Source organism: Neorhizobium alkalisoli, from assembly GCF_002968635.1.
Classification (GTDB): domain Bacteria; phylum Pseudomonadota; class Alphaproteobacteria; order Rhizobiales; family Rhizobiaceae; genus Neorhizobium; species Neorhizobium alkalisoli.
In genome coordinates, this window is sequence record NZ_PVBN01000001.1 from 259,765 (window position 1) to 285,806 (window position 26,042).

The 26,042-nt window shown below is 59.9% G+C and carries 31 protein-coding genes; 25 read left to right on the top strand and 6 right to left on the bottom strand.

Annotation, left to right across the window (positions count from 1 at the left end; genetic code table 11):
• Positions 1-63: 63 nt before the first annotated feature.
• From C5L13_RS01230 to visR, 13 genes are all read left to right on the top strand, one after another.
• Positions 64-1,683: a globin-coupled sensor protein gene (locus tag C5L13_RS01230; RefSeq protein WP_105382027.1), complete on the top strand. Its 1,620-nt coding sequence runs from the start codon at positions 64-66 to the stop codon at positions 1,681-1,683.
• Positions 1,683-1,976, top strand: a complete 294-nt coding sequence (locus C5L13_RS01235; RefSeq protein WP_105381442.1) for an STAS domain-containing protein — start codon at positions 1,683-1,685, stop codon at positions 1,974-1,976. Before C5L13_RS01230 ends, C5L13_RS01235 begins: the two co-directional genes overlap by 1 nt.
• Positions 1,977-1,978: 2 nt before the next feature.
• Positions 1,979-2,344 (top strand): chemotaxis response regulator CheY1, encoded by a 366-nt coding sequence (cheY1, locus tag C5L13_RS01240; RefSeq protein WP_105370623.1) that lies wholly within the window; start codon positions 1,979-1,981, stop codon positions 2,342-2,344.
• Positions 2,345-2,360: 16 nt separating this feature from the next.
• The gene (locus C5L13_RS01245; protein ID WP_105381443.1) at positions 2,361-4,655 is read left to right on the top strand and encodes a chemotaxis protein CheA; all 2,295 of its coding nucleotides are present in this window, start codon (positions 2,361-2,363) and stop codon (positions 4,653-4,655) included.
• A 5-nt stretch (positions 4,656-4,660) separates the two neighbouring features.
• Positions 4,661-5,128, top strand: coding sequence for a chemotaxis protein CheW (locus C5L13_RS01250; protein WP_105381444.1), 468 nt, complete (start codon positions 4,661-4,663; stop codon positions 5,126-5,128).
• Positions 5,125-6,033 (top strand): protein-glutamate O-methyltransferase CheR, encoded by a 909-nt coding sequence (cheR, locus tag C5L13_RS01255; RefSeq protein WP_105381445.1) that lies wholly within the window; start codon positions 5,125-5,127, stop codon positions 6,031-6,033. Before C5L13_RS01250 ends, cheR begins: the two co-directional genes overlap by 4 nt.
• The gene (gene cheB, locus C5L13_RS01260) at positions 6,030-7,070 is read left to right on the top strand and encodes a protein-glutamate O-methylesterase CheB (RefSeq protein ID WP_105381446.1); all 1,041 of its coding nucleotides are present in this window, start codon (positions 6,030-6,032) and stop codon (positions 7,068-7,070) included. The genes cheR and cheB overlap by 4 nt, the downstream gene beginning before the upstream one ends.
• Positions 7,070-7,459, top strand: a complete 390-nt coding sequence (locus C5L13_RS01265; RefSeq protein ID WP_105381447.1) for a response regulator — start codon at positions 7,070-7,072, stop codon at positions 7,457-7,459. The genes cheB and C5L13_RS01265 overlap by 1 nt, the downstream gene beginning before the upstream one ends.
• Positions 7,456-8,013: a chemoreceptor glutamine deamidase CheD gene (gene cheD / locus C5L13_RS01270; RefSeq protein WP_105381448.1), complete on the top strand. Its 558-nt coding sequence runs from the start codon at positions 7,456-7,458 to the stop codon at positions 8,011-8,013. Before C5L13_RS01265 ends, cheD begins: the two co-directional genes overlap by 4 nt.
• Before the next feature lie 14 nt (positions 8,014-8,027).
• Positions 8,028-8,417 carry a chemotaxis protein CheT gene (gene cheT, locus C5L13_RS01275; RefSeq protein ID WP_105381449.1) on the top strand — a complete coding sequence of 130 codons (390 nt, stop codon included), beginning with the start codon at positions 8,028-8,030 and terminating at the stop codon, positions 8,415-8,417.
• 149 nt (positions 8,418-8,566) lie between these two features.
• Entirely contained in the window at positions 8,567-10,240 is a 1,674-nt protein-coding gene (gene fliF, locus C5L13_RS01280) for a flagellar basal-body MS-ring/collar protein FliF (protein WP_105381450.1), read from the top strand.
• Positions 10,241-10,620: 380 nt separating this feature from the next.
• Positions 10,621-11,358 carry a transcriptional regulator VisN gene (gene visN / locus C5L13_RS01285; RefSeq protein ID WP_105381451.1) on the top strand — a complete coding sequence of 246 codons (738 nt, stop codon included), beginning with the start codon at positions 10,621-10,623 and terminating at the stop codon, positions 11,356-11,358.
• A gap of 12 nt (positions 11,359-11,370) precedes the next feature.
• Positions 11,371-12,117, top strand: a complete 747-nt coding sequence (gene visR / locus C5L13_RS01290) for a transcriptional regulator VisR (RefSeq protein WP_105381452.1) — start codon at positions 11,371-11,373, stop codon at positions 12,115-12,117.
• A gap of 35 nt (positions 12,118-12,152) precedes the next feature.
• Here visR and C5L13_RS01295 read toward each other — a convergent pair whose 3' ends face one another.
• The 6 genes from C5L13_RS01295 to motA form a co-directional block, all read right to left on the bottom strand.
• Positions 12,153-12,587, bottom strand: coding sequence for a hypothetical protein (locus C5L13_RS01295; RefSeq protein ID WP_105381453.1), 435 nt, complete (start codon positions 12,585-12,587; stop codon positions 12,153-12,155).
• A 5-nt stretch (positions 12,588-12,592) separates the two neighbouring features.
• The gene (gene flhB / locus C5L13_RS01300) at positions 12,593-13,672 is read right to left on the bottom strand and encodes a flagellar biosynthesis protein FlhB (protein ID WP_105381454.1); all 1,080 of its coding nucleotides are present in this window, start codon (positions 13,670-13,672) and stop codon (positions 12,593-12,595) included.
• Between the two features lie 201 nt (positions 13,673-13,873).
• A complete protein-coding gene (gene fliG, locus C5L13_RS01305) occupies positions 13,874-14,926 on the bottom strand; it encodes a flagellar motor switch protein FliG (protein ID WP_105381455.1) in 1,053 nt (350 codons plus the stop codon).
• Between the two features lie 28 nt (positions 14,927-14,954).
• Positions 14,955-15,548, bottom strand: coding sequence for a flagellar motor switch protein FliN (fliN, locus tag C5L13_RS01310; protein WP_105381456.1), 594 nt, complete (start codon positions 15,546-15,548; stop codon positions 14,955-14,957).
• A gap of 66 nt (positions 15,549-15,614) precedes the next feature.
• Positions 15,615-16,568 (bottom strand): FliM/FliN family flagellar motor switch protein, encoded by a 954-nt coding sequence (locus C5L13_RS01315; RefSeq protein ID WP_170117197.1) that lies wholly within the window; start codon positions 16,566-16,568, stop codon positions 15,615-15,617.
• Positions 16,568-17,437, bottom strand: a complete 870-nt coding sequence (motA, locus tag C5L13_RS01320) for a flagellar motor stator protein MotA (protein WP_105381458.1) — start codon at positions 17,435-17,437, stop codon at positions 16,568-16,570. Before motA ends, C5L13_RS01315 begins: the two co-directional genes overlap by 1 nt.
• 177 nt (positions 17,438-17,614) lie before the next feature.
• Here motA and C5L13_RS01325 point away from each other — a divergent pair, with 177 nt between their 5' ends.
• Genes C5L13_RS01325 through flgH form a run of 12 tightly spaced genes read left to right on the top strand, consistent with a single transcriptional unit; the run spans position 17,615 to position 26,014 of the window.
• Positions 17,615-18,391: a DUF1217 domain-containing protein gene (locus C5L13_RS01325; protein ID WP_170117183.1), complete on the top strand. Its 777-nt coding sequence runs from the start codon at positions 17,615-17,617 to the stop codon at positions 18,389-18,391.
• A 1-nt stretch (position 18,392) separates the two neighbouring features.
• Positions 18,393-19,130, top strand: a complete 738-nt coding sequence (gene flgF / locus C5L13_RS01330) for a flagellar basal-body rod protein FlgF (protein WP_105381459.1) — start codon at positions 18,393-18,395, stop codon at positions 19,128-19,130.
• Positions 19,131-19,150: 20 nt separating this feature from the next.
• On the top strand, positions 19,151-20,548 hold the full coding sequence (gene fliI / locus C5L13_RS01335; protein WP_105381460.1) for a flagellar protein export ATPase FliI: 1,398 nt from the start codon (positions 19,151-19,153) through the stop codon (positions 20,546-20,548).
• 7 nt (positions 20,549-20,555) lie between these two features.
• Positions 20,556-21,128, top strand: a complete 573-nt coding sequence (locus C5L13_RS01340) for a flagellar protein (RefSeq protein ID WP_105381461.1) — start codon at positions 20,556-20,558, stop codon at positions 21,126-21,128.
• Between the two features lie 53 nt (positions 21,129-21,181).
• Positions 21,182-21,568, top strand: a complete 387-nt coding sequence (flgB, locus tag C5L13_RS01345) for a flagellar basal body rod protein FlgB (RefSeq protein WP_105381462.1) — start codon at positions 21,182-21,184, stop codon at positions 21,566-21,568.
• Between the two features lie 4 nt (positions 21,569-21,572).
• Positions 21,573-21,992: a flagellar basal body rod protein FlgC gene (flgC, locus tag C5L13_RS01350; RefSeq protein WP_105381463.1), complete on the top strand. Its 420-nt coding sequence runs from the start codon at positions 21,573-21,575 to the stop codon at positions 21,990-21,992.
• The gene (locus tag C5L13_RS01355; RefSeq protein ID WP_105381464.1) at positions 21,989-22,324 is read left to right on the top strand and encodes a flagellar hook-basal body complex protein FliE; all 336 of its coding nucleotides are present in this window, start codon (positions 21,989-21,991) and stop codon (positions 22,322-22,324) included. Before flgC ends, C5L13_RS01355 begins: the two co-directional genes overlap by 4 nt.
• Positions 22,325-22,342: 18 nt before the next feature.
• Positions 22,343-23,131, top strand: coding sequence for a flagellar basal-body rod protein FlgG (gene flgG, locus C5L13_RS01360; RefSeq protein WP_105381465.1), 789 nt, complete (start codon positions 22,343-22,345; stop codon positions 23,129-23,131).
• Between the two features lie 18 nt (positions 23,132-23,149).
• Entirely contained in the window at positions 23,150-23,632 is a 483-nt protein-coding gene (flgA, locus tag C5L13_RS01365) for a flagellar basal body P-ring formation chaperone FlgA (RefSeq protein WP_105381466.1), read from the top strand.
• Positions 23,633-23,664: 32 nt separating this feature from the next.
• The gene (locus C5L13_RS01370) at positions 23,665-24,744 is read left to right on the top strand and encodes a flagellar basal body P-ring protein FlgI (protein WP_245423235.1); all 1,080 of its coding nucleotides are present in this window, start codon (positions 23,665-23,667) and stop codon (positions 24,742-24,744) included.
• Complete coding sequence (locus C5L13_RS01375) at positions 24,741-25,298, top strand: MotE family protein (protein ID WP_105381468.1); 558 nt, start codon at positions 24,741-24,743, stop codon at positions 25,296-25,298. The genes C5L13_RS01370 and C5L13_RS01375 overlap by 4 nt, the downstream gene beginning before the upstream one ends.
• Complete coding sequence (gene flgH, locus C5L13_RS01380) at positions 25,295-26,014, top strand: flagellar basal body L-ring protein FlgH (RefSeq protein ID WP_105381469.1); 720 nt, start codon at positions 25,295-25,297, stop codon at positions 26,012-26,014. The genes C5L13_RS01375 and flgH overlap by 4 nt, the downstream gene beginning before the upstream one ends.
• Positions 26,015-26,042 lie beyond the last annotated feature (28 nt).

The following is a 26,042-nucleotide window of genomic DNA, read 5'->3' on the forward strand; positions in this document are numbered from 1 at the left end:
TGGCCGACAGGAGCCGCATGCCGCCAATCCTTTGGATTGGTATTGACGAATTTGGGGATGGTTTTGGTGCAGGAAACGCCATCGGATCAGGCGCGACGGAACCAGGCAGGCAGCCTGGGCGAGAGACTGGCGTTTGCCGGCCTCGACGGCGAATTGCGCGATCTCCTGCGCCGTTGCCGCCCGCAGCTGGAGCGCCATCTCAAGACCGGTCTGCGGGATCTCTTTCAACGATTCCAGTCCTTTCCAGAAGCAGCCCGCAATTTCGACAGCGAGCAGCAGATCGAGCGGCTCCATGATCTTCAGGCATCCCATTGGGGTGTCCTGACGGACGCCCGCTTCGACGCGCTTTATGCCGAACGGGTAAAGGTTCTTTCCGACACGGAAAGCCGCATGGGTCTCGACCCGCGCTGGCACGTCGCCGGTCATGGCGTCATGTTGGAGCACCTGATCGCGGGTGCGATCGCCGACCTGGCTCCAAAATCGCTGCTGCCCGGCGGGCGCAAGCGCGAACAGGAGCTTCTCGATCTCGTCGGTGCGATCACCCGCCTCGTCATGGTGGATGTCGAGATCGCGGTTTCGCTCCGTTTCAACGAGTTGCGCCAGAAACACCAGCGCGCCCTTGCCGAACAGCGGGAGGCCGATCATGTGCAGACGATCGAAACTTTCTCCGGTGTCGTCAGGGCGCTCGCCGACCGCGATCTCACGGCCTGTCTTCCCGCGGACGTACCGGAAGCCTATCGCGAGCTTGCCGATCTTCTGAACCAGGCGATCGCCGGCATCCGCAGTTCGGTCGAGCAATCGGACAGCTACGGGCAGAAAGCGGGCGCTCTCGCGCAATCGCTGTCCGAGGGCGCTCAGTCCTTTGCCGCGGCCTCCGAGCAGCAGGCGGTGCGCCTGCAGGATGCGACGCGTGCGCTCACCGACATAGCGGTCAAGGTCAAGGGAAGCGCCACGGAAACGGTAACCGCCGAAAAGGCAGCGGCTGAAACGCGCCGTTCGGTCGAGGCAAGCGGTGAGATCGTCGGCCGCGCCATCAGCGCGATGTCAGATATCGAAAGCTCGGCCGAAAAGATCGGCCAGATCATCGGTGTGATCGACGACATTGCTTTCCAGACCAATCTGCTCGCTCTGAATGCCGGCATCGAGGCAGCGCGGGCCGGCGACAGCGGTCGCGGCTTTGCCGTGGTTGCGCAGGAAGTGCGCGCCCTTGCGCAGCGCTCCGCAGAGGCCGCCCGCGAGATCAAGACGCTCGTCAACGGCACGAAGTCGCAGGTCGATGCCGGGGTCGAGATGGTTCATCGCACGCAGGATGCGATCGGCGGCATCGTGCGCCAGGTCTCGGCGATCAACGATGTGATCGCCGGTATCGCCCGCGATACGGGCGATCAGGCCCAGGGCCTCGACCGTCTGACTGCGGAAGTCGGATCGGTGAGCGAGAGCGTCGCCGCAAACGGCAATCTGGCACTTCGCGCAGGCGAAGGTGCGGACGATCTGCATACCGTGATTCTGGAACTCGGCCGCACGGTCCGTGAGTTCCGGATCGAACGGCAGAACCGCTATGCGGAGACACGTCGGCCTGCAGCCCCACGCAATCCGCCGGCGCTCGTCGCGATCGCCGGGGCCTCGAGCGAAGGCCCGGACGAGCGGGAACATCTCTTTCAGAAACGACAAGGAATAAGCTGATGGCAGCAAAGAAGGCTGGACCGGAGAATCTGAAGCTGGCCGCGGTGCTGGACCTCAACGAGGCATCGGTCCTGCACGGCAAGCTGATCTCCATGCGCGGAAGCGACGTCGTGCTCGACGCTTCGGATGTCGATCGGGTCGGTGTGCAATGCGCGCAGGTCCTGGTCGCAGGCGCCCGGGCCTGGAAAGAAGACAAGAAGTCCTTCGTCGTGGAAAAGGCTTCGGACGCATTTGAGAAGACGATGCAGCTGATCGGCATCAATATCGATAATTTGGTTGCTAAGGAGATCTAGCAATGAAGAAAAAAGTACTGACGGTGGACGATTCACGGACCATCCGGAACATGCTTCTGGTGACCCTGAACAATGCAGGTTTTGAAACCATCCAGGCCGAAGACGGCGTCGAGGGCCTCGAAGTCCTCGAAGATGCCAACCCGGATGTGATCGTTACCGATATCAACATGCCGCGCCTCGACGGTTTCGGTTTTATCGAAGGCGTTCGTCGCAACGAAAAATATCGCGCCGTGCCGATCCTCGTCCTGACGACGGAAAGCGACGCCGAAAAGAAGAACCGCGCCCGGCAGGCCGGCGCGACGGGTTGGATCGTAAAGCCCTTCGATCCCGCCAAACTGATTGATGCGATCGAGCGTGTAACCGCCTGAGCCAGGAATTCCTCCGATGGATATGAACGAAATCAAAGAGATCTTCTTTCAGGAATGCGAAGAGCAGCTCGCTGAACTGGAGTCGGGTCTTCTCAAGCTGAACGACGGGGATCGTGACCCCGAGACGGTGAATGCCGTTTTCCGTGCCGTTCATTCCATCAAGGGCGGGGCGGGTGCCTTCGGTCTCGACGATCTGGTCGCTTTCGCCCACGTTTTCGAAACGACCCTCGACTGCGTCCGTTCCGGCAAGCTGGAACCCGGCCAGGACGTGCTGAAGGTCATGCTGAAGTCTGCCGACGTGCTCGCCGATCTGGTTAGCTCGTCTCGTGACGGTGGCAGTGTGGACGAATCCAGGACCCGCGGCCTCGTCAAGGAACTTGAAGCTCTGGCTCATGGCGAGCTGCCGTCAGCCTCCGGTCATGATGCGCCGAAACCGGCCGCAAAGCCGGCCGCGGCTGCCGCTCCCGCGCCGAAGGCGGAAACGCCGAAGCCCACCGACGACAGCGGTTTTCAGCCGATTCCCTTCACATTTGACGGTTTCGGCCAGGAAGAGGAGCCGGTAATCGAAGGCTCGACCTACGAAGTCGTCTTCAAGCCACGCCGCGAGCTCTATTCCAAGGGCAATGAAGCAGCGCTCCTGCTGCGCGATCTCTCCCGTGTCGGCGAGATGAGCATTGCCTGCGACACGGATGCCTTGCCGGATCTCGACAAGATGGACCCGGAAGAGTCCTATTTCAGCTGGAAGATCTCGGTAAAGACCACCAAGAGCGAAGACGACATCCGTATCGTTTTCGAATTTGCCGAATGGGATTGCGATCTTGAGGTGAAGTTTGCCGACGAGGCTTCTTCGGATGAAGAGCAGCCGATGAGACCGGTTCCCTTTGACCTCTCGATCCTTGACGATGCCCCGTCCGCCGAGGACGACGACAAGCAGGCCGAACACGGCGCCGATCAGACCGTTGCCGAAGCCGTGTCGGCCGCCGAGACCGCGACCAGCGTTGCGAAGGCCGCCGGAGCTGCCGCTCGCGCTGCCGAACGGAAAGAATCGGCCGCAGCCGCCGCAGCCGCGGCGCAGAACAATGCCGCAGCCGCCGCCGCTTCGGCCGGACAGACGATCCGCGTCGATCTCGATCGTGTCGACCGCCTCATCAACCTGGTGGGCGAGCTCGTCATCAATCAGGCGATGCTGTCGCAGAGCGTCATCGAGAACGACGCGACAGGCACGTCTTCGATCAACATGGGCCTCGAAGAGCTGCAACAGCTCACCCGCGAGATCCAGGACTCGGTCATGGCGATCCGCGCGCAGCCGGTAAAGCCTGTCTTCCAGCGCATGTCCCGTATCGTCCGCGAAGTCGCGGATATGGTGGGCAAGCAGATCCGCCTTGTCACCGAGGGTGAAAACACGGAAGTGGACAAGACGGTCATCGACAAGCTCGCCGAGCCGTTGACCCACATGATCCGCAATGCCGTCGACCACGGCATCGAATCGCCCGAAAAGCGCGAAGCCGCCGGCAAGAACCCGGAAGGCACCATCAAGCTTACCGCGAAACACCGTTCGGGCCGCATCCTGATCGAACTGCAGGACGATGGTGCCGGTATCAACCGCGAGCGCGTTCGACAGAAGGCGATCGACAACGACATCATCGCCGCCGATGCGAACCTGTCGGACGACGAGATCGACAACCTGATCTTCATGGCGGGCTTTTCCACCGCCGACAAGATCTCCGACATTTCCGGCCGCGGCGTCGGCATGGACGTCGTCAAGCGGTCGATCCAGGCGCTGGGCGGTCGTATCTCGATTTCGTCCCGGCCGGGCTTCGGCTCCACTTTCACCATGAGCCTGCCGCTGACGCTCGCAGTCCTCGATGGCATGGTGGTTACGGTCGCAGGCCAGACGCTGGTCGTACCCTTGACTGCAATCGTCGAAACCCTGCAGCCGGAAGCTTCCGCGATCCACTCCTTCGGCGCGAGCCAGCGGTTGATCTCGATCCGCAATTCGTTCTGCCCGCTCGTCGATGTCGGCCGGGTCCTGAACTACCGGTCTACCCAGGCGAACCCGGTCGAAGGCGTCGCACTGCTGGTGGAATCGGAAGGCGGCGGACAGCGCGCCCTCATGGTCGACGCGATCCAGGGCCAGCGCCAGGTGGTCATCAAGTCGCTGGAGGCCAACTACACGCATGTTCCGGGCATTGCCGCAGCCACCATCCTTGGTGATGGCCGCGTCGCGCTCATCCTCGATGTCGACGCGGTTGTTGCTGCATCGCGTGGTCAGTCGCTCAGACCTGAAATGTCACTCGCAGCCACGGGTTAATTTGTATGTCGTACGCCGTGAAAAATCTTGCTCAGGGAAGTCGGGAGCTGATCGCCTTCCGTATCGGTGATCAGGAATTCTGCGTGAACATCATGTCCGTCCGGGAAATTCGCGGCTGGACGCCCGCCACCCCTATGCCGCATGCGCCGCCTTACGTCATGGGAATCATCAACCTGCGCGGCGCGGTTCTGCCGATCGTCGATCTGTCGGCTCGCCTTGGAATGCAGGAAGCCGAGCCGACGGCCCGCCACGTCATCATCGTGGCGCAGGTCAAGAGCCGCATCGTCGGTCTGCTTGTCGAGGCGGTTTCCGACATCCTCACGATTACCGAGGAGAATATCCAGCCGGTTCCGGAAATTTCTTCCGATCTGGAGAAACAATATGCCCGGGGAATTCTTGCCATCGACAAGCGGATGATCTGCATGATCGAGCTGGACGCCCTCTTCCCGGAAAAGGAAAGCGAAGCCGCATGAAGCCTTTGGGGGCCATTGAAAGCCGACAGTCACCGGACGACGTGCTTGCCAGCGGGGAATACCCGCTGTCGCGCCGTGACCTGTCCGATATCGCGGCGATGATCTATTCGGATGCCGGGATCTATCTCAATGATTCCAAGGCATCGCTCGTCTATTCTCGCTTGTCCAAGCACATCCGGGCACTGGGGTTGCGCGGGTTCAGGGACTATTGCGAGCTTGTGGCATCGCCGGCAGGCGCGGCAGCGCGACGCGAGATGCTTTCGCATCTGACGACCAACTTCACCCGCTTCTTCCGCGAAAACCATCACTTCGAGCACCTGCGTGACGAAGTGCTCCCGGGACTGATCAACCGCGCCAAGAGCGGCGGTCGCGTGCGGATCTGGTCGGCGGCCTGTTCCGACGGACAGGAGCCCTATTCGATCGCTCTCACGGTATTGTCGCTTTTGCCGAACGCGGTGGACTACGACTTCCGGATTCTCGCGACCGACATCGATCCCAAGATCCTGGCAGCGGCCCGCGCCGGCATCTATGACGAGAACGCCACTGAAACCATGACGCCGGCCATGCGCAAGCAATGGTTCCGCGAGGTGGACGCAGGCGGCCGCCGCAAGCTGCAGATCGACGACAAGGTCAAGAAGCTCATCACCTTCAACGAACTGAACCTGATGGCCCAGTGGCCCTTCAAGGGAAGTTTCGACGTCATCTTCTGCCGTAACGTCGTCATCTATTTCGACGAACCGACGCAGATGAAGATCTGGTCGCGCTTTGCTTCGCAGCTAGGCGACGGCGGGCATCTTTATATCGGTCACTCCGAACGGGTTTCCGGCGACGCGAAAAACCTCTTCGACAACATCGGCATCACCACCTATCGGTATGTCGGCAAGAACGCAGGGAGGAAAGCATGAGCGTTCCGGCTCGCGTTCTCGTCGTCGACGACTCGCCCACCATGCGTGGACTGATCACCGCCGTCCTCAATTCCGATCCCGAGGTCAATGTCGTTGGCCAGGCCGGCGACGCGCTCGAAGCGCGCGCGGCGATCAAGCAGCTCAATCCGGATGTGGTGACCCTCGATATCGAAATGCCCAACATGAACGGGCTGGAGTTCCTCGAGAAGATCATGCGTCTGCGTCCCATGCCGGTGATCATGGTTTCCGCGATGACGCATCACGGCGCCAATGCGACGCTTGCGGCTCTCGAGATCGGCGCATTCGATTGCGTCGGCAAACCAAGCCCGGGAGATTCCCGCCCCTTCATGGATCTCGCCGAAAAGGTGAAGGCCGCTGCCCGGTCCGCCCATCGCCGGAGTGCAGCCGCGCCGGCACCAGCCGTGGCACCGGCCACCGAGTATCGGGTCGGTCGAAAGGTTGTGGCGATCGGTTCTTCAACCGGTGGTGTCGAGGCGCTCATCACGGTGCTGCAAAAGTTTCCGCAGAACTGCCCACCGACCGTAATTACTCAACATATGCCTTCGACGTTTACCAAAAGTTTTGCTGAACGTCTTAATCGTATCTGTGCTCCTGTGGTGCAGGAAGCGACCGATGGCGCGCGGCTGGAGATCGGCAAGATCTATCTCGCGCCAGGTGGTGAACGGCACCTGCAGGTAGCCAATCCGTCGGCGCCATGTTGTCGACTGGTCGAAAGGGATCCGGTGAATGGCCACAGGCCTTCAGTGGATGTTCTCTTCGACTCGGTTGCCGATCTGGCAGGCCGCAATGCGGTCGGGGTCATCCTGACAGGCATGGGGCGCGACGGAGCTGCCGGTCTGCTGAAGATGCGCAATGCGGGCGCGCGCACCGTCGGACAGAACGAAAAGACCTGTGTGGTCTACGGCATGCCGAGGGTCGCCCATGAAATCGGGGCCGTCGAGCAACAATTGCCGCTAGGCTCCATAGGAGAAGAAGTGTTGAAGTTAACAGCCGCCCGAAAAGAAGGTACCGAATAATGTCTCTCGCTGAAAAAATTAAAGTTCTGATCGTCGATGATCAGGTGACCAGCCGCCTGCTGCTCAGCGACGCCCTGACACAGCTCGGCTTCAAGCAGATCACTTCGGCCGGTGATGGTGAGCAGGGCATGAAGATCATGGCCGAGCAGCCGCACCATCTCGTGATTTCGGACTTCAACATGCCGAAGATGGATGGCATCGGCTTCCTGCAAGCCGTCCGCAGCAATCCGAACACGAAAAAAGCAGCCTTCATCATTTTGACGGCCCAGGGCGACCGTGCCCTGGTGCAAAGGGCAGCCCAGCTCGGGGCAAACAATGTCCTCGCCAAACCGTTCACGATCGAGAAGATGAAGGCCGCCATCGAGGCGGTGTTTGGAGCATTGAAATGAACGATGCCATTGCGGCCAAGCGTGTCCATATCATTCAAGGGGAGTACAAGGTCGTAAACGACCCGAACGTCGTACTTTCGACGATCCTGGGCTCATGCGTGGCTGCGTGTCTTCGTGATCCTGTCGCCGGTGTCGGCGGCATGAACCATTTTTTGCTTCCCGGCTCGGGTGGCGCCATGGCATCGGGCGGTGATGCCACTCGATATGGCGTCCATCTGATGGAGCTTCTCATCAACGGCCTCCTGAAGCAGGGCGCCCGGCGCGACCGGCTGGAAGCGAAAATATTCGGTGGGGCAAAGACGATAGCGAGCTTCTCGAACGTCGGCGAACAGAATGCCGCGTTCGCGATGCAGTTCCTCAAGGACGAAGGGATTCCGGTCGTTGGCTCTTCCACCGGAGGGGAGCACGGGCGCAAGTTGGAATATTGGCCCATCAGCGGTCGGGCACGTCAGTATCCGCTGACCGGCGCCGAGGCTCAGCGGACCGTAGCGCTGGAGATGCGCCCGGCACGTGTCGCGCCGAAGCCGGTCGAAAGCTCGATCGAATTCTTTTAAGCATGAGGAACGATATGACCGACATCGCAAAGCCGTCAGGCGCTCCTCTGGAAGAGGCGCTACCCGAGATTTTGATGCGGCTGGTGTCGGAGCTTCACGACGTCGCCTACCTGATCGAGCGCATCGAGCCCCAGCTGCTGGAACTGGGAGGCATGGCCATCCTGGAATCCCCCGACAGCATCAAGGTACTGCAGGGCATCGATCTGGCCGTACAGAAGACGCGTGGCATTGCCGAATTTATCGACACGATCACCGGCACCATTCCGGAAAGCTGGACCGTCGATGTCTCGACCGCGATCAGCCTCGTCAAGCTGGCTGACATGCAGAGGGCTTTGACAAACGGCATGCGCCACGGCCATTCCCAGCCTCTGAGCAAGGCCGCCGGCGACTTCGACTTCTTCTGACCACCTGTTTCGGCCCGATGCGCAGAAGCGACTGATCCTTCCGCCTGCAATCTTCATTCCCATCGCCTTGCGAAACGCTCGCACAAGCTTCGCCCCCTAGGGTCAGCTTGAGCGAAGGCTCTATTCCGTGTTTGCGATGTGGGAACAGAATGAATCTGTTGGCTCAATTTTCACAAGTCTTTAAAAATCTGGCCAATCTAGGCCAGACGCGACTTATTGCTCTGGGTGCTGTTGGCGTTCTCTCGATTGCGATCGTCCTTGCCGCGGCCATTTTTGTAAACAAGCCCTCTTACGAATCCCTCTACGTCAATCTGGACACTGCCGACCTGAACCAGGTCACCATGGCACTGGCTGAATCGAACATGGATTTCGAAGTCGGCGGTGACGGATCGAGCATTCAGGTTCCCGTCGGAACAACGAGCAAGGCGCGCCTTCTGCTTGCCGAGCGCGGTCTGCCGAACAGCACGAATGCCGGTTACGAGCTCTTTGACAATGTCGGTTCGCTCGGCCTGACTTCCTTCATGCAGGAGGTTACCCGGGTCCGGGCCCTCGAAGGCGAAATCGGCAGGTCGATCCAGCAGATCAGCGGCGTCTCCGCAGCGCGCGTTCACATCGTGATGCCGGATGTCGGCAATTTCCGCAGAGGCGAACAAAAACCTTCCGCGTCAGTGATGATCCGCGCCAGCACGACGGCCGGCCGCAAGGCCGCATCGTCCATTCGTCACCTAGTGGCATCGGCCGTCCCCGGCCTTGATGTCGACGATGTCACGATCCTCGATTCGACCGGCCAGCTGCTTGCCTCCGGCGACGATTTCGGCGGCAGTGAAATGAACAAGTCGCTGAGCATCATTCAAAATGTTCAGCAGGAAATCGAAAACAACATCGACAAGGCGCTCGCGCCCTTCCTCGGGATGGACAACTTCCGTTCCAGCGTAACGGCTTCTCTCAACACGGACAGCCAGCAGGTCCAGGAGACGGTCTTCGACCCGAATTCGCGCGTCGAGCGTTCGGTGCGTACCACCAAGGAAGCTTCGAAGTCTCAGCAGACCCAGAACGACAACGCAACCACCGTCGAACAGAACGTGCCGCAGGCGGCGCCGGAGCCGGGTGGTGCGAATGGTCCGAAATCCTCCGACCAGTCCGACAAGAAGGAAGAGCAGACCAACTACGAAATCAACCAGAAGACCACTGCCACGACGCGCAATAGCTATCAGATCGAGAAGGTCTCGGTCGCGGTGGTGGTCAACAAGGGCCGGATCGCCAAGATGGTCGGCGAGCCCGCCGATCAGGCGAAGATTGACGCTTATCTGGCCGAAATGCAGAAGATCGTCTCCTCGGCCGCTGGTATCAGCTCCAACCGGGGTGACGTGGTCACGTTGACCGCAATGGATTTCCTCGAGAACCAGCTTCTCGAAGAGGCCGCCGGCGGTCCTGGTCTGATGGATGTGCTGACCCGCAATATCGGCGGCATCATCAACTCGCTGGCCTTCGTCGGAGTTGCCTTCCTGGTGGTCTGGCTCGGTCTGCGCCCGCTCATCCGCACCGTCAGCGGCAACGGCGTTGCCGGCGAGGCCGCTGCCGACGGCGCAGGTCTCGAACTGCCGGACTTCTCTCCGGTCGGCGGCAGCCCCGCGCTCATGGATGGTTTCGGCTCGGATTTCGGGTTCGACAGCGCAGGCGACATGATGGGCGGCGACGAGGGCGACGGGTTCAACCGTCGGGTCAAGGAAGGCCCCGAGAAACGCCTCGCCCGCATGGTCGAGATTTCCGAAGAGCGGGCCGCGAAAATCCTCCGGAAATGGGCTCTCGAAAAGGCAGCTTGATACCCCATCACGAAAATATGATCGACAAGGGCCGGACTTATCCGGCCCTTTCTTTTTCAGCCCTGCCACAGACTTGGCTTATTCGTCTGATGCGCGAATCACTTGGACCGGGCTGGAGTTGGGGAAATCCATGCTTGGCCCAATGGTAATTCGCAGGGCCTCTCCTACAATGGCCTGATTCGCGCATAAGTTTCCGAGGCCGGGGAGGTGGCCAGCATGAAGTCCTTGCCCGGCAAAAAACAAGAGGTTGCGCAAAGTAGCTTTTGACGTTTTGCCGAAAATCGAGGATCGTTTTGTCAAGGTAACGGTTGTGCGTCAGTGACAATGCCGCGTGTGCGTGTTCATCAGGAACGCGTGGCGTGGTAGGGAGCAAGTAGCTGATGGAGTTGTCGGGGATAGACATGGCGATGGAGGGGCGGCCCTATATGGAGTCCGTCGGGTCCAGGGTCCTGTCGCGCGAACAACTGGTTCGCCGCCTTTCGGTGTTGGCCGGTTCCAACAATGTCCAGGCGGTGATGCGCCTTCTCGCCGATTATGTCGGCGCGTCTCACTTTCTTCTCGCCCGATATGACCTGATCCAGGAGCAGGGTCTCGATTTCATCGTGACCTCCAACTGGCCTTTCGATCTTGTGCGTCGCCTCGGATCGGAACTCGCCAGCGGCTACGCTCGCTCCACCGAGCTGGAGAAGTGTCTTTCGCTTCTGACCCCCAGTTTCGCCCTTCTGCCGGATGACGTGACGCCGCCCGACGATATCAGCCGGCAATATTGCTCGCTGACCTTCTGCGTAGGCAGGACACGTTTTTCTCTCATGCTTCTTTTTCTCGAGGGGATCATCCTTTCGCAAGAACGCCTGAAGGAAGTGGGGCTGTTGGCTGCCTATGGCGCCAGTTTTGCCGAAAACGCCGACGCCCGGACCGAACGCGATTTCGAGCTGACCGAGCGCGAACTCGAATGTCTTTTCTGGATTGCCGAAGGCAAGACCAGCGACGAAATCGCCGTGATACTCGGTATATCGCGCAACACCATCAACAACTACATCACCAGCGTGATGCGCAAGACGGCAACGAAGACCCGCTCCGAGGCGATCGCCTATGCGGTGCGCAACAACTTGGTATAGGATCGAATTTCGATGGGTTATACGCGGAGCGGCATTGCAGAGGGACCTGGAAGCATCCAGTATCTGCGCCTTCAGCGCGCCTCGAGCCGGTCGGATATCTTTCCCAAGCTCGTTGCCATGCAGAAGAACCTGAAGGCGCGCAATTTCGCGGTTTTCCGCATTGCCGGCGCGGGCCTGCCGAACAAGCGCAAGCTCATCTCCGAGCTGGACAACTGGGGCGTCGGCACGACCGAGGGCAGCAGCCAGTTCATCGACGGGTACGGCGATGTCCTGCTCGAACACATCGAGGTGTCGCTCCTTCCCCTGATTTGGGATGGCTCCGAAAACGCCAGTTTTTCGGATGCGGGAGAGTTTTCTCCCCTGACCCGTCGCTTGGAGCCGTCTGTCGTTCCCTTTTCAGGGATCGCATTTCCCGTACGATTGGGGGCACTTGGAAACGGCTATGTGGCCTTTGTCTCCACATCCATAGACGTGTCGAGCGACGTCGTCATCGACCAGCACGTCAGAAGCTGCCAGGTGATGATGGATCTGTTGGCGCTGGATGAGCGCCGAACTGTGCCGGCTGAATCGCTGAGCGAGCGGGAAATCGCCTGCCTGCAACTGGCCGGAGACGGGCGGATCAGTGAGGAGATTGCTGAAAACCTCGGGCTCTCCGTTCACACCGTGAATGCCTATCTCGGCTCCGCCACCATCAAGCTCGATTCGGTCAATCGCATTCAGGCGATCGCAAAGGCCATCAGGCTTGGCTACATCCACTGACAGGCGAAACGAAGATCGGATCGCCCGTGTCGCGGTCACATCTGTGACGCGCTCATTCTCACGAACTTCGCTTCCTGCAGGCTTTTCGCCAGGAACGCGGTATTGTCGTCCGGGTCGTCAGACGGCTCCTGGAAGGAAATGTGATCGATTTCCAGGCCGGCCTTTTGGTCGGCAATGGTCAACCTTGCATAGACAGAAACGCCGCGCGGTTTGATTTCCAGGTCGAGAACGACTTCGGGTTGGCCGCTCCATTCCAGCTTGTAATCGCCCCCGGCACCGAAACTCACCGTACCCGGATGAAAATACAGCTCGGCTGCGGACGAGACGAGATCGGCGAGGCTGCTGTAGCACTCCAGTCGCAAAAGCGAGATAAGATCACCAGCGTCGAGTAAGCGCAGCTCGGTGGCCACCGGGCTGATTGCTTGAGCGACGATTTCTTCCCGTTCTGTGGAATAGGTGCATTTTTTCATAGCGCTCAGCGTGTCCGTTTCTTGAGCGACCGGGACGCGTAGATCCGGTGCACGAGTTCTGCCACCGCCTTATAAAAGGCAGGTGGGATGACACTATCCACCGAGACTTGCGCAAACATGGAGCGAGCCAGAGGCGGATCCTCGAAAACGGGAATGCCGTTCGACTCCGCGATCTCGCGAATCTTTAGCGCCACCAGATCCTGGCCCTTGGCGACGACCACCGGCGCATCGTTCTCTTCCCGCACATAGCGTAGCGCGACGGCGTAGTGCGTCGGGTTTGCGATCACCAATGTGGCACGCGGCACGTTGTTGATCATGCGCCGGCGGGCGCGGTCGCGCGCAACGGACCTCTGGCGCGACTTGACGATCGGATCCCCCTGGGCCTGCTTGTATTCGTCCTTGACCTCCTGCTTGGTCATCTTGAGCTGCTGATACCAGTGGTAACGCGTCCAGATCACATCGACCGCCGCCAGCACGCCGGTAGAGAGCAAGACGACGATCACCATCTTGCTGACGATCGCGCTCAATTTGACGAAAATCACCTGCGGATCGGAAAACATCGCATTCAGGGAGGCGAAGAATTCTCCCCGCAGCGTGAAGTACATGATGATCGATACGATCAGGATCTTGAAGATCGATTTACCGAACTCGACAAATCCAGGGGCGCTGTAGATACGGGTGAAGCCCTTCACCGGAGAAATGCGCGACATCTGCGGCCGCACCCTTTCCAGCACCAACGAGGGCATATTTTGTGCGAAGGCCGAGACCAGTCCGAACACGATGAAGAGCAGCATGGCCGGCACAAGGAAGGCCGCGACGGCCCAACCGAGATGGGCGCTGAGCGAGACGACGTCGGGAGAGTTTTCGAGCCGCCATTGATCCGGCTGCTCGAAAAGGTCCTTCAGCGTTTCGCCGATCCTCGCAACACTCGAGGGAAGAAAAAAGACGAGATAGACATAGAAGGCGAGGATCGACGCAAACAGCGGCACCTCGCGCGAGACGGGCAAGTTGCCTTTCTCGGCCGCCTCGGTCATTCGCTTGGCGGTCGGGTTTTCTGTTTTGCTGTCTTTATCTTCGTCCGACACGGCTCAGGACCAATCGATCAGGTTGCGAGGACGTGGCTCAAACGAATCGGCCGCCATCACCAATGATCTTAATCGATCGCCAGCTAGCCGCGAATCGAGTCAACAAAAAGACTGTGGGCGACCGGGTCGGCCTGCATGCCGACAAACGAAAAACGGAGTGGTCACCCACTCCGTTCTCTTCCTCGTGCATTATCAGTGATATCAGGCCGCTTCCGCAGGCTTCTCGTCTTCCTTCTTCTCTTCCTTGAGAAGGATCTGTCCGGAATTGGCGAGCCGGATCGCTTCCTGCGCCACGGCGCGGCGGGCGATTGCCACTTCCCGAGGGTTGAGGCTGGCCGGCTGGACCTGAAGGTCGCTTTCGATCATTCGGCGTTGGCGCGGGCTGATGGCCGAAAGCACGCATTCCTTGATCTCGTTGCTGGCGCCGCGCAAGGCCATGGTCAGGATGTCCGATGCGACGTCGTTCAGCAGCAGGACGCGGCTGCGCTGCGGCATGTACAGAAGGTCTTCGAAGAGGAAGATCTTCGGACGGACCTTGTTGACGGACTCCTTGCTGATCGTTTCGAGCGAGCTGAGCAGCGTGTCGACCTGGCTCTTCTCGAGTTCGTTCATGAGCTCGGCAACCTTGTTGGAGCCGTTGGAATTGCGCTCCGCATCGACAGCGGCGATCAATTCGACCACGCGGTTCTCGATGATCTGCGCCGCCTTCGGGCTGACTTCCTTCATATTGACCGCGCGGTTCATGATATCGGCGCGGCGGCTGTCGGGAAGTTGCAGCAGTACTTTCGCACCGAAGCTCGACGGCATTTGGGAAAGAATGTAGGCGACCGTCTGCGGATGTTCGCGCGACAGGAACTTGCCGACGAATGCCGGGTCGGCATCCTGCAACCGATCCCAGATATTGGCTTCGTAACCCTGGAACGCGGCGCGGCGCCCAAGCAGCCCGTCTACTTCTTCCGGGGTCAGGCCTGCTTCGAGGATGCCTTCGATTGCCGCGGCATTGTCCATGAGGCCGGTGCCCTCGGTGAACAGGTCCTCGAATTCGTTGACGAGCTGAAGGAGTTCATCCGGCGGAATCGTCCGCAATGTCTGCGCCGATGCGATGATGTTCTGCAGCTCGCTCTGAGTAAAATATTTGAGAAGTTTGCCGGCGATGCCCTTGCCCATGGCAAGGAGAACCGCCGCAGCCTTTTCGGCCTGGGACAACGGTTTTGTAGAGAGCGCGCTACCGCCGAAATCCTCAAAGTCCATCATGGTCTTCCCTCTCTGTCCCAAACAGGGATCAGGTTCTTCTCGTGCTCAGTACTTCCGTCAGTTTGACACCGAAGCGCGTGTCGTCATTTTCAAGGACGGTGATCTCGCCCTTGCCGATGCGGCGGCCGTTGACCATGATTTCCACCGGTTCGCCGATCCTCTTATCGAGCGCGATCGTGGCACCCTCTTCAAGGCTCATCAGGCCGGAAACCTGCATACGGCTCGTGCCCAAGACGATCTCGACGTCGATCGGGATATCCATGATCAGGTCGAGATTTGCATTCAGGGCGCTGCCCGGCTCCTGATAGCTCGCAGCGGCGGAAGGACTGCCGAAATCGCTGCCACCGAAGCTGCCGCCGCCGAAGCTGTTGTCGCTGCCGAAACTTGCACCGCCGCCGAAGCTGTCGGTCTGTGCTTCGAAGCCGCCGCCAAACGCCGGAGTGTCGGCGGAAAAATCGCTGGTCGCGGACGCGCCAAAATCGGCGTCGAAGCCCGGTACATCGCCGTCGGCGTCAGCCTTCAAGACGCCGCGCAGATCGTCGATAGCCTGATCCAGCTCGACTCCATTGTCGAGAGGCATCAGTGCGTCGTCTTCGGTGAGAGGTGTCTTCTTCGTAGCCATGCGGTCATTATTCCTGTTGAAACTTGCGTCAGCCTGCCCTGCCGAAGTGTACAGGCCGATGCGGGTCTAACCTATCAGATGCCTGAGTATCTCGTCGTCCGTGCTGATGTTATCCTTTACACGGACTGTATAACGTTCGCCCGATCTCCCAAATTCGCACGAGTACATGTCCTTGCCATTGGCGCTGACCTGAACCCGGACGTCCCGCTTGTCCTGGAAGGCGATCACGTCGCCGGCCGCCAGCCGGGAAATCGTGCCGAGAGTGAGTTTCTGCAGGCGAATGCGGGCTTCCAGCGTTACGTTTGAGCGGCGCACCTGGTCATTCATGCGATCGGTCCATTCCGGTTTGGCCTTGGGAGCCTGGTTTCTCGCCTTGGGCGCAGTCACCTTGGTCTTGAGGAAGGCGCGCTGCGGAATGATGAGAGCGAATTCCGAGGTGGTCGCACCGAGTTCGAACGCCATCCGGATCGCGACGCCGAATTCCGGACGTGCAACCTCTTCCGGCTTCGGCCGGTCCTCGGCATTGTGGGGACGTTCGAGGCTCGCCTCGAAACCGCCAGACGCGTTGACGCCGGAGCGGAGTACGCTGGCAATCCGCTCAAAGACCATCACGGCGAGATCCAGTTCGATCTCGGACAGAGGACGATCGATCGGCTGCGCGATCGTTTCCGGTGCAGCTCCCAGCATCAGCTCCATGAGAGCGATGATGAAGCTGTTGCCGCAGGCGAGCACGAAATTCGGGGACCAGTTGCGAAGGCCGCCATCGGTAAGGGCGAACCCGTCACCGAGGTCGGCGACCAGGTCGTTCATCAGGCCGGATGTGCAACTGACGTAGGAAACGCCGATGCGGATGCCGGTCTCGCTGTGAAAGACGTCCGGCAGGAACTCCATGTAGAGTTGGGCAAATTCGCTGCTGATCTTCTCGACGGTCCTCTTGTCACCAAGCCCGCCGGTCAGTTTCGCGAGAAGCGCCAGGTCCATTCCCGGCGCGACTGTTGGGATCGTTTCATTGGTCGTCATCATGCCGCCTTTTCACCACCAGGATTCATCATTTCCTGCTCGACCGAATCGATCGAGGGGCGTTCTTTGTTGGAGATTGTCTTGCGTCCGTATTCCAGAGCGACCTGCGGCACGGAACCGTTCATGTAGGCAAGCAGGGTCTGCTTGACGATGATGTAGAGGCGCTGCTGCTTGCTGCGCACGATCTTGATCTGCGAGCAGATGGGGTTGCAGACGCAGTATGACAGGAAGATGCCGAGCATGGTGCCGACGAGCGCCGCACCGATGAGGCCGCCGAGGACCTCGGGAGACTCGTTGATCTTGCTCATCGCCTTGATGACCCCGAGAACGGCCGCGATGATACCGATGGCCGGAAAGGAATCGCCGACCGCGGTGATCGCGTGATACGGCTTCATCTTGTCCTGGAACATCGTGTCGAGTTCTTCGTCCATCAGCGCCTCGATCTCGTGTGAGCGGGCATTGCCGATGATGATCAGACGGACATAGTCGCAGATGAAAGCCGTCAGTTCCTTGTTCTTCAGCACCGTCGGTGCAGTCTGGAAAATCGAGGATTCGTCGGGATTGTCGATATGCGCTTCGATTTCGTTGCGTGACTTGGTTCTGAGGTCGCGCATCAGCGAATAGAGCACGCCGAGGACGTCGAGATAGTTGCGTTCCTTCGGCACCGCATTCTTGAAAGCTTCGCCAAGCGCCTTGCCGGAATCCTTCACGACCTTCATCGGATTGCCCATGATGAAGGCGCCGACGCCCGCGCCGCCGATGATCATGAGTTCGAAGGGCTGAACGAGAACGTCGACGTGACCGCCCATGGCCATGAAGCCACCGAGGATACAGCCAACCGAAATGATAAAGCCGATAATAATATTCATCGTGAACCTGTGCCGATCGTTATCGTTCGGTTTCGGGATACGGTCTCTGGCTTGCGTGAGGCTGGTTCTCAGCGCTTTGATCAAAGGAGAACCGGGACAGCTTCGCGCAAGTCTTTGCGCATAGTTCTCGCCAGGATCGGACCGGATTGCCCGCTCCACAGACCTTGGTGAGCCATCGTGATCACGACCTATACCAGCTATGCCATGATCAGCCGCGACCTGCCGAAATCGCTGGCGCGGGTTGCAGAGAAGCCGGATGTTGCGCGCGAGACGGAATATTACCTTTCCAAGATCGGCAGTATCAAAACCATCGACGACTTCATGGCCGATACACGCGTCTATGATTACGCGCTGAAGGCCCACGGTCTGGAAGACATGGCCTATGCCAAGGCCTTCATCCGAAAGGTCCTGACCGAAGGTACCGACGCAGATACCGACTTTGCCAAGAAGCTTTCCGACAGCCGTTACGCCTCGCTGGTGGACTCCCTGAATTTCGCAGCCTTTGGGACGTCGGCCACCTCCTTTGAAAAGGCCCAGAAGGGCGTCGTCGATAAATTTCAGCGCCAGACTCTCGAAGAAGAGGCGGGCGAGGAAAACATGGGCGTACGCCTCGCGCTCTATTTCGAGCGCATGGCGCCAACCATCAAATCCGGCATGGAGATCCTCGCAGACGACGCGCTCGCCGAGGTGATGCGGACCACGTTGCAGCTGCCCGAGGAGATCATTGGCGCAGACATCGAACGGCAGGCTCAATATTTCGAGGATGCCGTCGATATCGAGGATTTCCAGGATCCGGCTAAGGTCGGAAAATTCCTCGAGCGGTTTACCGCCATGTGGGAACTGGAGAACTCCTCCGAAAGCTACGATCCCGCCAGTCTGTTCACCTCTTCGTCGACCGGCATTTCGACCGATCTTCTGATCTCGATCAACAATTTGAAACTCGGAGGCAAATGATATGCAGTCCGGACTTTACGTCGGCATTTCTTCTCAAATCGCGCTCGAGCGCCGCTTGAACACGATCGCCGACAATATGGCCAACATGAATACCGTTGGATTTCGGTCGACGGAGGTCAAGTTCGACGAAGTTCTGAGCAAGACCCAGAACGACCTCAACGCGAAGGTAGCCTTCGTCACGCAGGGTAACGACTATCTGTCGACCCGCACCGGCGAACTGCAGCGCACCGGCAATCCTCTGGACTTTGCGGTCAAGGGCGATGCCTGGTTTGCGATCGACACCCCGGCCGGTCAGGTGCTGACCCGTGACGGCCGCTTTACGATGGATGAAGCCGGCCAGCTTCGGTCCATTCGGGGCTACCCGATTCTCGACGCTGGCGGCGCACCGATCCAGCTCAACCGTGACGGCGGCCCCCCGACGGCCGGCGCTGACGGCATCATCATGCAGAACAACCAGCCGGTCGCCACTCTCGGTCTTTTCACCGCCGATATCTCCAAGGGCTTCGTCCGCCATGACAATGAGGGCGTGATCCCGGTCGACAATCCCCAGCCGGTTCTCGAAGGCATGCAGAACTCCGTGGTGCAGGGCTATATCGAACAGTCCAACGTCAACGGCATCAGTGAGATGACCCAGCTCATCCAGGTCAATAGGGCCTTCGAAAGCATTTCGGCACTGATGCGCGACAGCGAGAACTCGATGAGCTCCGCCATCAAGACGCTCGGCGGCTCCAACAGCTAAAATAGGAAAGACAGCCCACCATGATGGAAGCGGCTATCCTCGATGCAGTCAACGGCGGCAAGCTTGCACAGCTCGCAGGGCTTGTAGGACGTTATGCCGATCCTGCCTTTTCCGTGGCTCACGGTGGTCATGTCAGGACCATCGCCGCGGGACATTACACCGTTGCCGGTCTTTCGAAGCATGTAAGGCTCGGCGAATTCGTCGCTCACCGCAGCGCTACCGGCATTCATCTGGGCGAGGTGGTTCGCGTCGAGCCTGACATCGTCTACGTCAGCCCTATCGAGCCAGGGGAACCGATCGGCATAGGCGACACCGTCATCCGCAAGGGGGCTTTTCGCGTCGCGCCGGACGATAGCTGGTGTGGCCGGACGATCAGCTCGCTTTGTGAGCCGATCGACGGCAAGGGGCCGATCAACAAGGGCCACAATCCCCGTTCGATCGCCAACACCGCACCGCCCTCGATGACGCGCAGCCGTGTCGAGACCGGCTTCAAGACCGGCGTCCGGGCTATCGACATCTTTTCTCCGCTTTGCCTGGGCCAGCGCCTCGGCATCTTCGCCGGTTCCGGTGTCGGTAAATCGACATTGCTGTCCATGCTCGCTCGGGCCGATGCCTTCGACAAGGTGGTGATCGCACTGGTCGGCGAACGTGGCCGCGAAGTGCGCGAATTCATCGAGGACACGCTCGGCGACAACATGGCGAAATCGATAGCCGTCGTCGCGACCAGCGATGAAAGCCCCATGCTCCGGAAAATGGCGCCATTGGTTGCCATCACCATTGCCGAGCATTTCCGGGATCAGGGCGACAACGTTCTTTTCATCGCCGACAGCGTGACCCGTTTTGCGCATGCCATTCGTGAAGTCGCCGTTGCATCCGGCGAACCACCGATCGCCCGTGGCTATCCGGCTTCCGTGTTCACGGAATTGCCGCGCCTTCTGGAGCGTGCCGGTCCGGGCGTTGAGGGAACGGGCACGATCACCGCGATCATCTCGATCCTCGTCGACGGCGACAACCACAACGACCCGATTGCGGACTCTACCCGCGGTATTCTGGACGGGCATATCGTGCTCGACCGTTCGCTTGCGGAGGAAGGGCGTTACCCGCCGATCAACCCGCTTGCTTCGATCTCGCGTCTCGCCCGAAAGGCGTGGACGGATGACCAGGAGAAGCTGGTCGCACGTCTGAAATCGCTGGTGCATCGCTACGAGGAAACGCGCGACCTGCGCCTCATCGGCGGTTATCGCGCCGGCAGCGATCCGGACCTCGACATGGCGATCAAGCAGGTGCCGGTCATCTATGAGGTCTTGAAACAGACGCCGGGAGAAAAGCCGGCTCTCGACGCCTACGCGGATCTGGCGAATGCCCTGCGGGCCGCCGCGGGGCAGGGTAATCCGCCAACCGCCATAGCAAGAAGGTGATTGTGCGATGAGCGACTTACATTACGAAGACGAGGCTCTGCCTCCGCTGAAAGCGGCAAAGTCCTCTTCGCGGCTGGGCGACAAGGTCCTGATCGCGGTTGGCGTGGCTCTTGCAGCGGCCTCGGCGTCTTTCCCCTGGTATGTCTTCTTCAACGAAGAGAAGTTCGGCATCCGCACCACCGAGCTCGGCCGCACCCGGGACCTGCCTCCCGGCGTCGGACGACCGGTCGTCAACGTCTCGCCGCTCGCGATGACCGACAGTTCCAAGGAGGACTGGCCGACCCCACCCGAACCCATGGACGCGCTGACGACGGCCACCACTTCGTCGGTGGGCGAAGCGCGTGACAGGGGCGCTTTTCGTGAAGAACAGCCGTTTCCGGGCAAAAGCGGCTTCAAGCTGCTGCATGTCGCTAATGGCCGTGCCCTGATCGAGGATGGGGCGGGCATGTACATGGTCCGCGTCGGCTCGATCCTGCCGGACAACAGCAAACTTGCAACGCTTGAGCAGCGCGACGGCAAGTGGGTGATCATCACGTCCAACGGACAAGTCTATCAGGACGCAGAAACGTCGCGACCGTAAGTCCGACGCAAGGTTACCGGCCTAGGCTCCAGGCAAATAATGGAGATAAGCCTATGCAACCGATTCAGCTCTTTGAAGTGGCATCACGTCAGGCCGAGTGGCTTTCCGTACGCCAAGAGGTGGTTGCCGGCAACATCGCGAACGCCAATACGCCGAAATACAAGGCAAAGGACGTCTCGCCCTTCGATGCCGTTCTGGAGCAGACATATGTTCCGATGGCTCGCACGCATTCCGCCCACTTCGCTGCAAACAACATCAGCGACGAGGTCGAAATCAAGGAATCGGAACTGAACGAAGAAATCGGCGTCCAGGAATCCGGCAATACCGTCTCGCTGTCCGAAGAGCTGTCGAAGACGGGCGAAATCAAGCGTCAATACGAATTGAGCACAGGTCTCGTGAAGTCGTTTCACAGCATGATGCTGATGACAGTAAAGAGGTAAGCAAATGGATCCGCTTTCAGCCTCGCTGAAGATCGCTGGATCGGGAATGGAAGCACAGGCAACCCGTCTGCGCATCGTTTCCGAAAACATCGCAAACGCCCGCTCGACCGGAGATACGCCCGGTGCGGACCCCTACCGCCGCAAGACGATCACCTTCGGTGCCGAGCTCGACAAGGCAAGTGGTGTCGACGTGGTCGAGGTCGAGAAGCTCGGCGTCGACAACTCGAAATTCGCTCTGGAATACGACCCGGGCAATCCGGCCGCAGACGAGAAGGGCATGGTCAAGCTGCCCAACGTCAACATGCTGATCGAGATGGCGGACATGCGGGAAGCCAATCGCTCCTACGAAGCCAATATCCAGACCATCAAGCAGACGCGCGAACTGATCGCTGCGACGATTGACCTTCTGAAGGCCGGACAATGATCGACAAGATTCAAAACGTAAGCTCTCTTTCGCTCGGCAACGGCATTGAGGAGATCGGTTCTACGACGGGGTCGTCGCTCGGCACCACGGCGCTGACGCCCGGCCAGAACACCGGCATGAACTTCGCCCAGGTTCTGGGCGACATGGCGACCGACACCATGAACAGCCTGAAAGGCGCCGAAGCCATGTCCTTCAAGGGGATCCAGGGCAAGGCGAACACCCGTGAAGTCGTTGATGCGGTGCTGGAAGCCCAGCAGTCGCTGCAGACGGCCATGTCGCTCCGCGACAAGATCGTCTCGGCCTATCTCGAAATCACGAAAATGCAGATCTAAAGTTTTGAGGACGAAGACATGAGAGCGCTTTCCGTCGCAGCAACGGGCATGGATGCCCAGCAGACCAATCTCGAAGTCATCGCGAACAACATCGCAAATATCAACACCACGGGCTACAAGCGCGCGCGTGCCGAGTTTTCCGATCTGCTTTATCAAAGCGAGCGGGCCCAGGGCGTGCCGAACCGAGCCAACCAGGCGATCGTTCCCGAAGGTGCCAATATCGGCCTCGGTGTGCAGACCTCCGCGGTGCGCAACATCCATACCCAGGGTGAACTGTCGCATACGGAAAACGACCTCGACGTCGCGATCGTCGGTCGCGGCTGGTATCAGGTCCAGTCTCCGGACGGCACGACGCTCTACAGCCGCGCCGGCGCGTTCAACAAGAATGCGGAAGGGCAGCTGGTAACGATCGACGGCTATGCGATCGTACCGAACATTACCTTCCCGGCGGATGTGAGCGAAACCAAGATCACCCGTACCGGCCAGGTCATGGTCCGTATCGGCAACTCCAACGACTTCACCGAAATCGGCCAGCTGACCACTGCCAACTTCGTCAACGAAGCCGGCCTCCAGCCGCTCGGCGACAACCTGTTCGCGCAGACCGCCGCATCCGGCGAGCCGATCGTTGCAGCCCCGGAAGACCCGGGCTTCGGTTACCTGAAGCAGGGCTACCTGGAATCCTCGAACGTCGACGCGGTCAAGGAAATCACCGACCTGATTTCCGCTCAGCGCGCTTACGAGATGAATTCCAAGGTCATCACCACTGCGGATGAGATGGCGCAGATCGTCAGTAAGAACCTGAAGTAATAACAGGAGACGGGAGACATGAGGTTTCGCCGGAAGAATGCCATCGGGGCCACGCTGGCCATGCCGTTGCTGGCTGCCCTCCTTGCCGGAGCGGGTTCGCCCGTTCTCGCCGGAATGGGAACGGCCGTCGTGCCGACCTCAACCATCTACCCGGGCGAGGAAATCTCCGCCGGCAAGGTCGAAGAGGTCGAGGTTACCAATCCGAACCTCTCCGGCGATTACGCCCGCTCCTCCCAGGAAGTCGTTGGCATGGTCGCCAAGCGTACCTTGCTGCCGGGGCGCACCATTTCGGCCTCTGCGCTGCGCGAAGCCTTTGCGGTGACGCGCGGTTCATCCGTGCGCCTGACCTTTTCGATCGGCAACATGACCATCTCTGCCTCCGGCTCGCCGCTTGAGAATGCCGCGGTCGGCGATGTCATCCGCGTACGCAATACCGACTCGGGCGTCACGGTCAGCGGCACAGTCATGGCCGACGGTACGATACAGGTGATGGCGAAATGAAAAAGAACTGGCTAATCCCCGTACTCGTCCTGATGGGATCGCTCCTCGCGGCCGTACCGGTATCCGCCGATAACGCGCGCATCAAGGATATAGCCTCGCTGCAGTCCGGCCGCGACAACCAGCTCATCGGTTACGGCCTCGTCGTCGGTCTTCAGGGGTCAGGCGACAGCCTGCGCTCCTCGCCCTTTACCGATCAGTCGATGCGGGCGATGCTGCAGAACCTCGGCATCTCCACCCAGGGCAGCCAGGCGAACGCAAAGAACGTTGCGGCAGTCATGGTGACGGCGAACCTGCCGCCCTTCGCAAGCCCGGGCAGCCGCATCGACGTCAATGTCAGCTCGCTCGGCGATGCCACCTCTCTGCGGGGCGGTACCCTGGTGATGACCTCGCTTTCCGGCGCCGACGGCCAGATCTATGCCGTTGCCCAGGGCGCTTTGATCGTTTCCGGCTTTTCCGCCCAGGGGCAGGCCGCGACGCTGACCGAAGGGGTCACGACGGCCGGTCGCGTTCCCAATGGCGCCATCATCGAGCGCGAACTGCCATCCAAGTTCAAGGACTCGGTCAACCTCGTCCTGCAGCTACGCAATCCGGATTTCTCGACGGCTGTACGCATCGCCGATACCGTCAATGCCTTTGCGTCCCGCCGATACGGCGGCCCGGTTGCGGAGCCGCGCGACAGCCAGGAAGTCATCGTCCAGAAACCGAAGTCCGCAGATCTGACCCGTCTGATGGCCGAGATCGAAAATCTGGTGGTCGAGACCGATACCCCCGCAAAGGTTGTCGTCAACGAGCGCACCGGTACGATCGTCATTGGGGCGGACGTGAAGGTTTCGCGCGTCGCTGTGAGCTACGGAACGCTGACCGTGCAGGTCACGGAAACACCGCAGATCGTTCAACCTGAGCCTTTCTCCCGCGGCGAAACCGCCGTTCAGGAGCAGACGGACATCATGGCGATGAAGGATGGCGGCCAGGTCGCGATTTTGAACGGCCCGGATCTGCGGACACTCGTCGCCGGCCTCAACAGCATCGGCGTCAAGCCGGATGGCATTATCGCCATCCTCCAGGGCATCAAGTCCGCCGGTGCCCTCCAAGCGGAGCTCGTCCTGCAATGACCGAGACCCTGTTCACGATCTCCATATCCAAAACGCTTGCACGGCGTGTCCTGACGGCAGTCGCTGTCCTTACGCTGGTCTCCCAGGTGGGCGCACAACAGCCGGCGACGATTTCGGAAGCCTCGACCAACGACGAAATCCAGAAGTTCTGCACTAACATCGCCGATGCCGCGCGGGACCAGCGCTATCTGCTGCAGAAGCAGGAGCTTGAAAAGCTGCAGGCTGACGTTGATGCCCGCATCAAGACGCTCGAGCAGCGCACCACCGAATACCAGGACTGGCTGAAGCGCCGCAACGACTTCCTTGCGCGCGCTCAGGCCGGCCTCGTGGATATGTTCAAGACCATGAAACCCGACGCCGCGGCTCCGCAGCTTCAGGAGATGCGAATGGAGATTGCTGCGGCGATCATCATGCAGCTCCCGGCGCGTCAGTCCGCTCTTTTCCTGAGTGAAATGGATCCGGAAAAAGCCGGCATGATCTCGACGATCATTTCCAGCGCCACTGATCCGAATACCTCGAAAGCACGTCCCAATACTCCGAAAGCGCCCTCATGACGAAACGCATTCCAGCCATCATGGCCGTTCTCTTTCTGGCCGGCTGCCAAAGCCAGACGATCAGGGAGATCGGCAATGCGCCGTCGATGAGTCCGATCGGCAGCGGCCTGCAATATGCGCAGACGCCGCAGATGTCCTCCTACCCGAAGCAGCCCCGGCAGCTTGCAAGCGGCTATTCGCTCTGGAGCGACAACCAGGCGGCGCTGTTCAAGGATGCGCGCGCACTCAACGTGGGTGATATCCTGACAGTCGATATCCAGATCAACGACAAGGCGACCTTCGACAACGAGACCGAACGCAGCCGCACCAATTCGACGGGACTGAAGTGGGAGCTTGGCGTGAGCAACCTCTTCGGCTGGACGCCGGAAGCGGAAGCCACCGGCGATCTCGGCTCCGACTCGAACACGGATTCGCAAGGCAAGGGCAAGACCAAACGGTCCGAATCCCTCAAGCTGCTGGTCGCCGCGGTGGTCACCGGCATTCTCGAAAACGGCAATCTCTTGATCAGCGGTTCCCAGGAAGTGCGCGTCAACCACGAGATCCGCATCCTGAACGTCGCCGGTATCGTGCGACCGCAGGATGTCGATTCGCAGAACACCATCTCCTACGACAAGATCGCCGAAGCCCGTATTTCGTACGGTGGCCGCGGCCGCCTGATGGAAGTTCAGCAGCCTCCGGTCGGCCAGCAGGTCGTCGATCTGTTCTCGCCCTTCTGACGGCATCGGACGAAGGTCTCTTTTTGAG

Bases quoted from the DNA above. Each gene is read 5' to 3' on its own strand.
- C5L13_RS01235 (WP_105381442.1), top strand. From the start codon at position 1,683: ATGGCAGCAAAGAAGGCTGGACCGGAGAATCTGAAGCTGGCCGCGGTG.
- C5L13_RS01315 (WP_170117197.1), bottom strand. From the start codon at position 16,568: ATGACGACCAATGAAACGATCCCAACAGTCGCGCCGGGAATGGACCTG.
- cheR (WP_105381445.1), top strand. From the start codon at position 5,125: ATGAAGCCTTTGGGGGCCATTGAAAGCCGACAGTCACCGGACGACGTG.
- C5L13_RS01245 (WP_105381443.1), top strand. From the start codon at position 2,361: ATGGATATGAACGAAATCAAAGAGATCTTCTTTCAGGAATGCGAAGAG.
- flgB (WP_105381462.1), top strand. From the start codon at position 21,182: ATGCAACCGATTCAGCTCTTTGAAGTGGCATCACGTCAGGCCGAGTGG.
- fliI (WP_105381460.1), top strand. From the start codon at position 19,151: ATGATGGAAGCGGCTATCCTCGATGCAGTCAACGGCGGCAAGCTTGCA.
- fliN (WP_105381456.1), bottom strand. From the start codon at position 15,548: ATGGCTACGAAGAAGACACCTCTCACCGAAGACGACGCACTGATGCCT.
- C5L13_RS01250 (WP_105381444.1), top strand. From the start codon at position 4,661: ATGTCGTACGCCGTGAAAAATCTTGCTCAGGGAAGTCGGGAGCTGATC.
- C5L13_RS01295 (WP_105381453.1), bottom strand. From the start codon at position 12,587: ATGAAAAAATGCACCTATTCCACAGAACGGGAAGAAATCGTCGCTCAA.
- C5L13_RS01375 (WP_105381468.1), top strand. From the start codon at position 24,741: ATGACCGAGACCCTGTTCACGATCTCCATATCCAAAACGCTTGCACGG.
- C5L13_RS01265 (WP_105381447.1), top strand. From the start codon at position 7,070: ATGTCTCTCGCTGAAAAAATTAAAGTTCTGATCGTCGATGATCAGGTG.
- flgA (WP_105381466.1), top strand. From the start codon at position 23,150: ATGAGGTTTCGCCGGAAGAATGCCATCGGGGCCACGCTGGCCATGCCG.
- C5L13_RS01370 (WP_245423235.1), top strand. From the start codon at position 23,665: ATGGGATCGCTCCTCGCGGCCGTACCGGTATCCGCCGATAACGCGCGC.
- flgF (WP_105381459.1), top strand. From the start codon at position 18,393: ATGCAGTCCGGACTTTACGTCGGCATTTCTTCTCAAATCGCGCTCGAG.
- flgC (WP_105381463.1), top strand. From the start codon at position 21,573: ATGGATCCGCTTTCAGCCTCGCTGAAGATCGCTGGATCGGGAATGGAA.
- fliF (WP_105381450.1), top strand. From the start codon at position 8,567: ATGAATCTGTTGGCTCAATTTTCACAAGTCTTTAAAAATCTGGCCAAT.
- flgH (WP_105381469.1), top strand. From the start codon at position 25,295: ATGACGAAACGCATTCCAGCCATCATGGCCGTTCTCTTTCTGGCCGGC.
- motA (WP_105381458.1), bottom strand. From the start codon at position 17,437: ATGAATATTATTATCGGCTTTATCATTTCGGTTGGCTGTATCCTCGGT.
- visR (WP_105381452.1), top strand. From the start codon at position 11,371: ATGGGTTATACGCGGAGCGGCATTGCAGAGGGACCTGGAAGCATCCAG.
- cheT (WP_105381449.1), top strand. From the start codon at position 8,028: ATGACCGACATCGCAAAGCCGTCAGGCGCTCCTCTGGAAGAGGCGCTA.
- cheB (WP_105381446.1), top strand. From the start codon at position 6,030: ATGAGCGTTCCGGCTCGCGTTCTCGTCGTCGACGACTCGCCCACCATG.
- cheD (WP_105381448.1), top strand. From the start codon at position 7,456: ATGAACGATGCCATTGCGGCCAAGCGTGTCCATATCATTCAAGGGGAG.
- C5L13_RS01355 (WP_105381464.1), top strand. From the start codon at position 21,989: ATGATCGACAAGATTCAAAACGTAAGCTCTCTTTCGCTCGGCAACGGC.
- cheY1 (WP_105370623.1), top strand. From the start codon at position 1,979: ATGAAGAAAAAAGTACTGACGGTGGACGATTCACGGACCATCCGGAAC.
- C5L13_RS01340 (WP_105381461.1), top strand. From the start codon at position 20,556: ATGAGCGACTTACATTACGAAGACGAGGCTCTGCCTCCGCTGAAAGCG.
- visN (WP_105381451.1), top strand. From the start codon at position 10,621: ATGGAGTTGTCGGGGATAGACATGGCGATGGAGGGGCGGCCCTATATG.
- fliG (WP_105381455.1), bottom strand. From the start codon at position 14,926: ATGATGGACTTTGAGGATTTCGGCGGTAGCGCGCTCTCTACAAAACCG.
- flgG (WP_105381465.1), top strand. From the start codon at position 22,343: ATGAGAGCGCTTTCCGTCGCAGCAACGGGCATGGATGCCCAGCAGACC.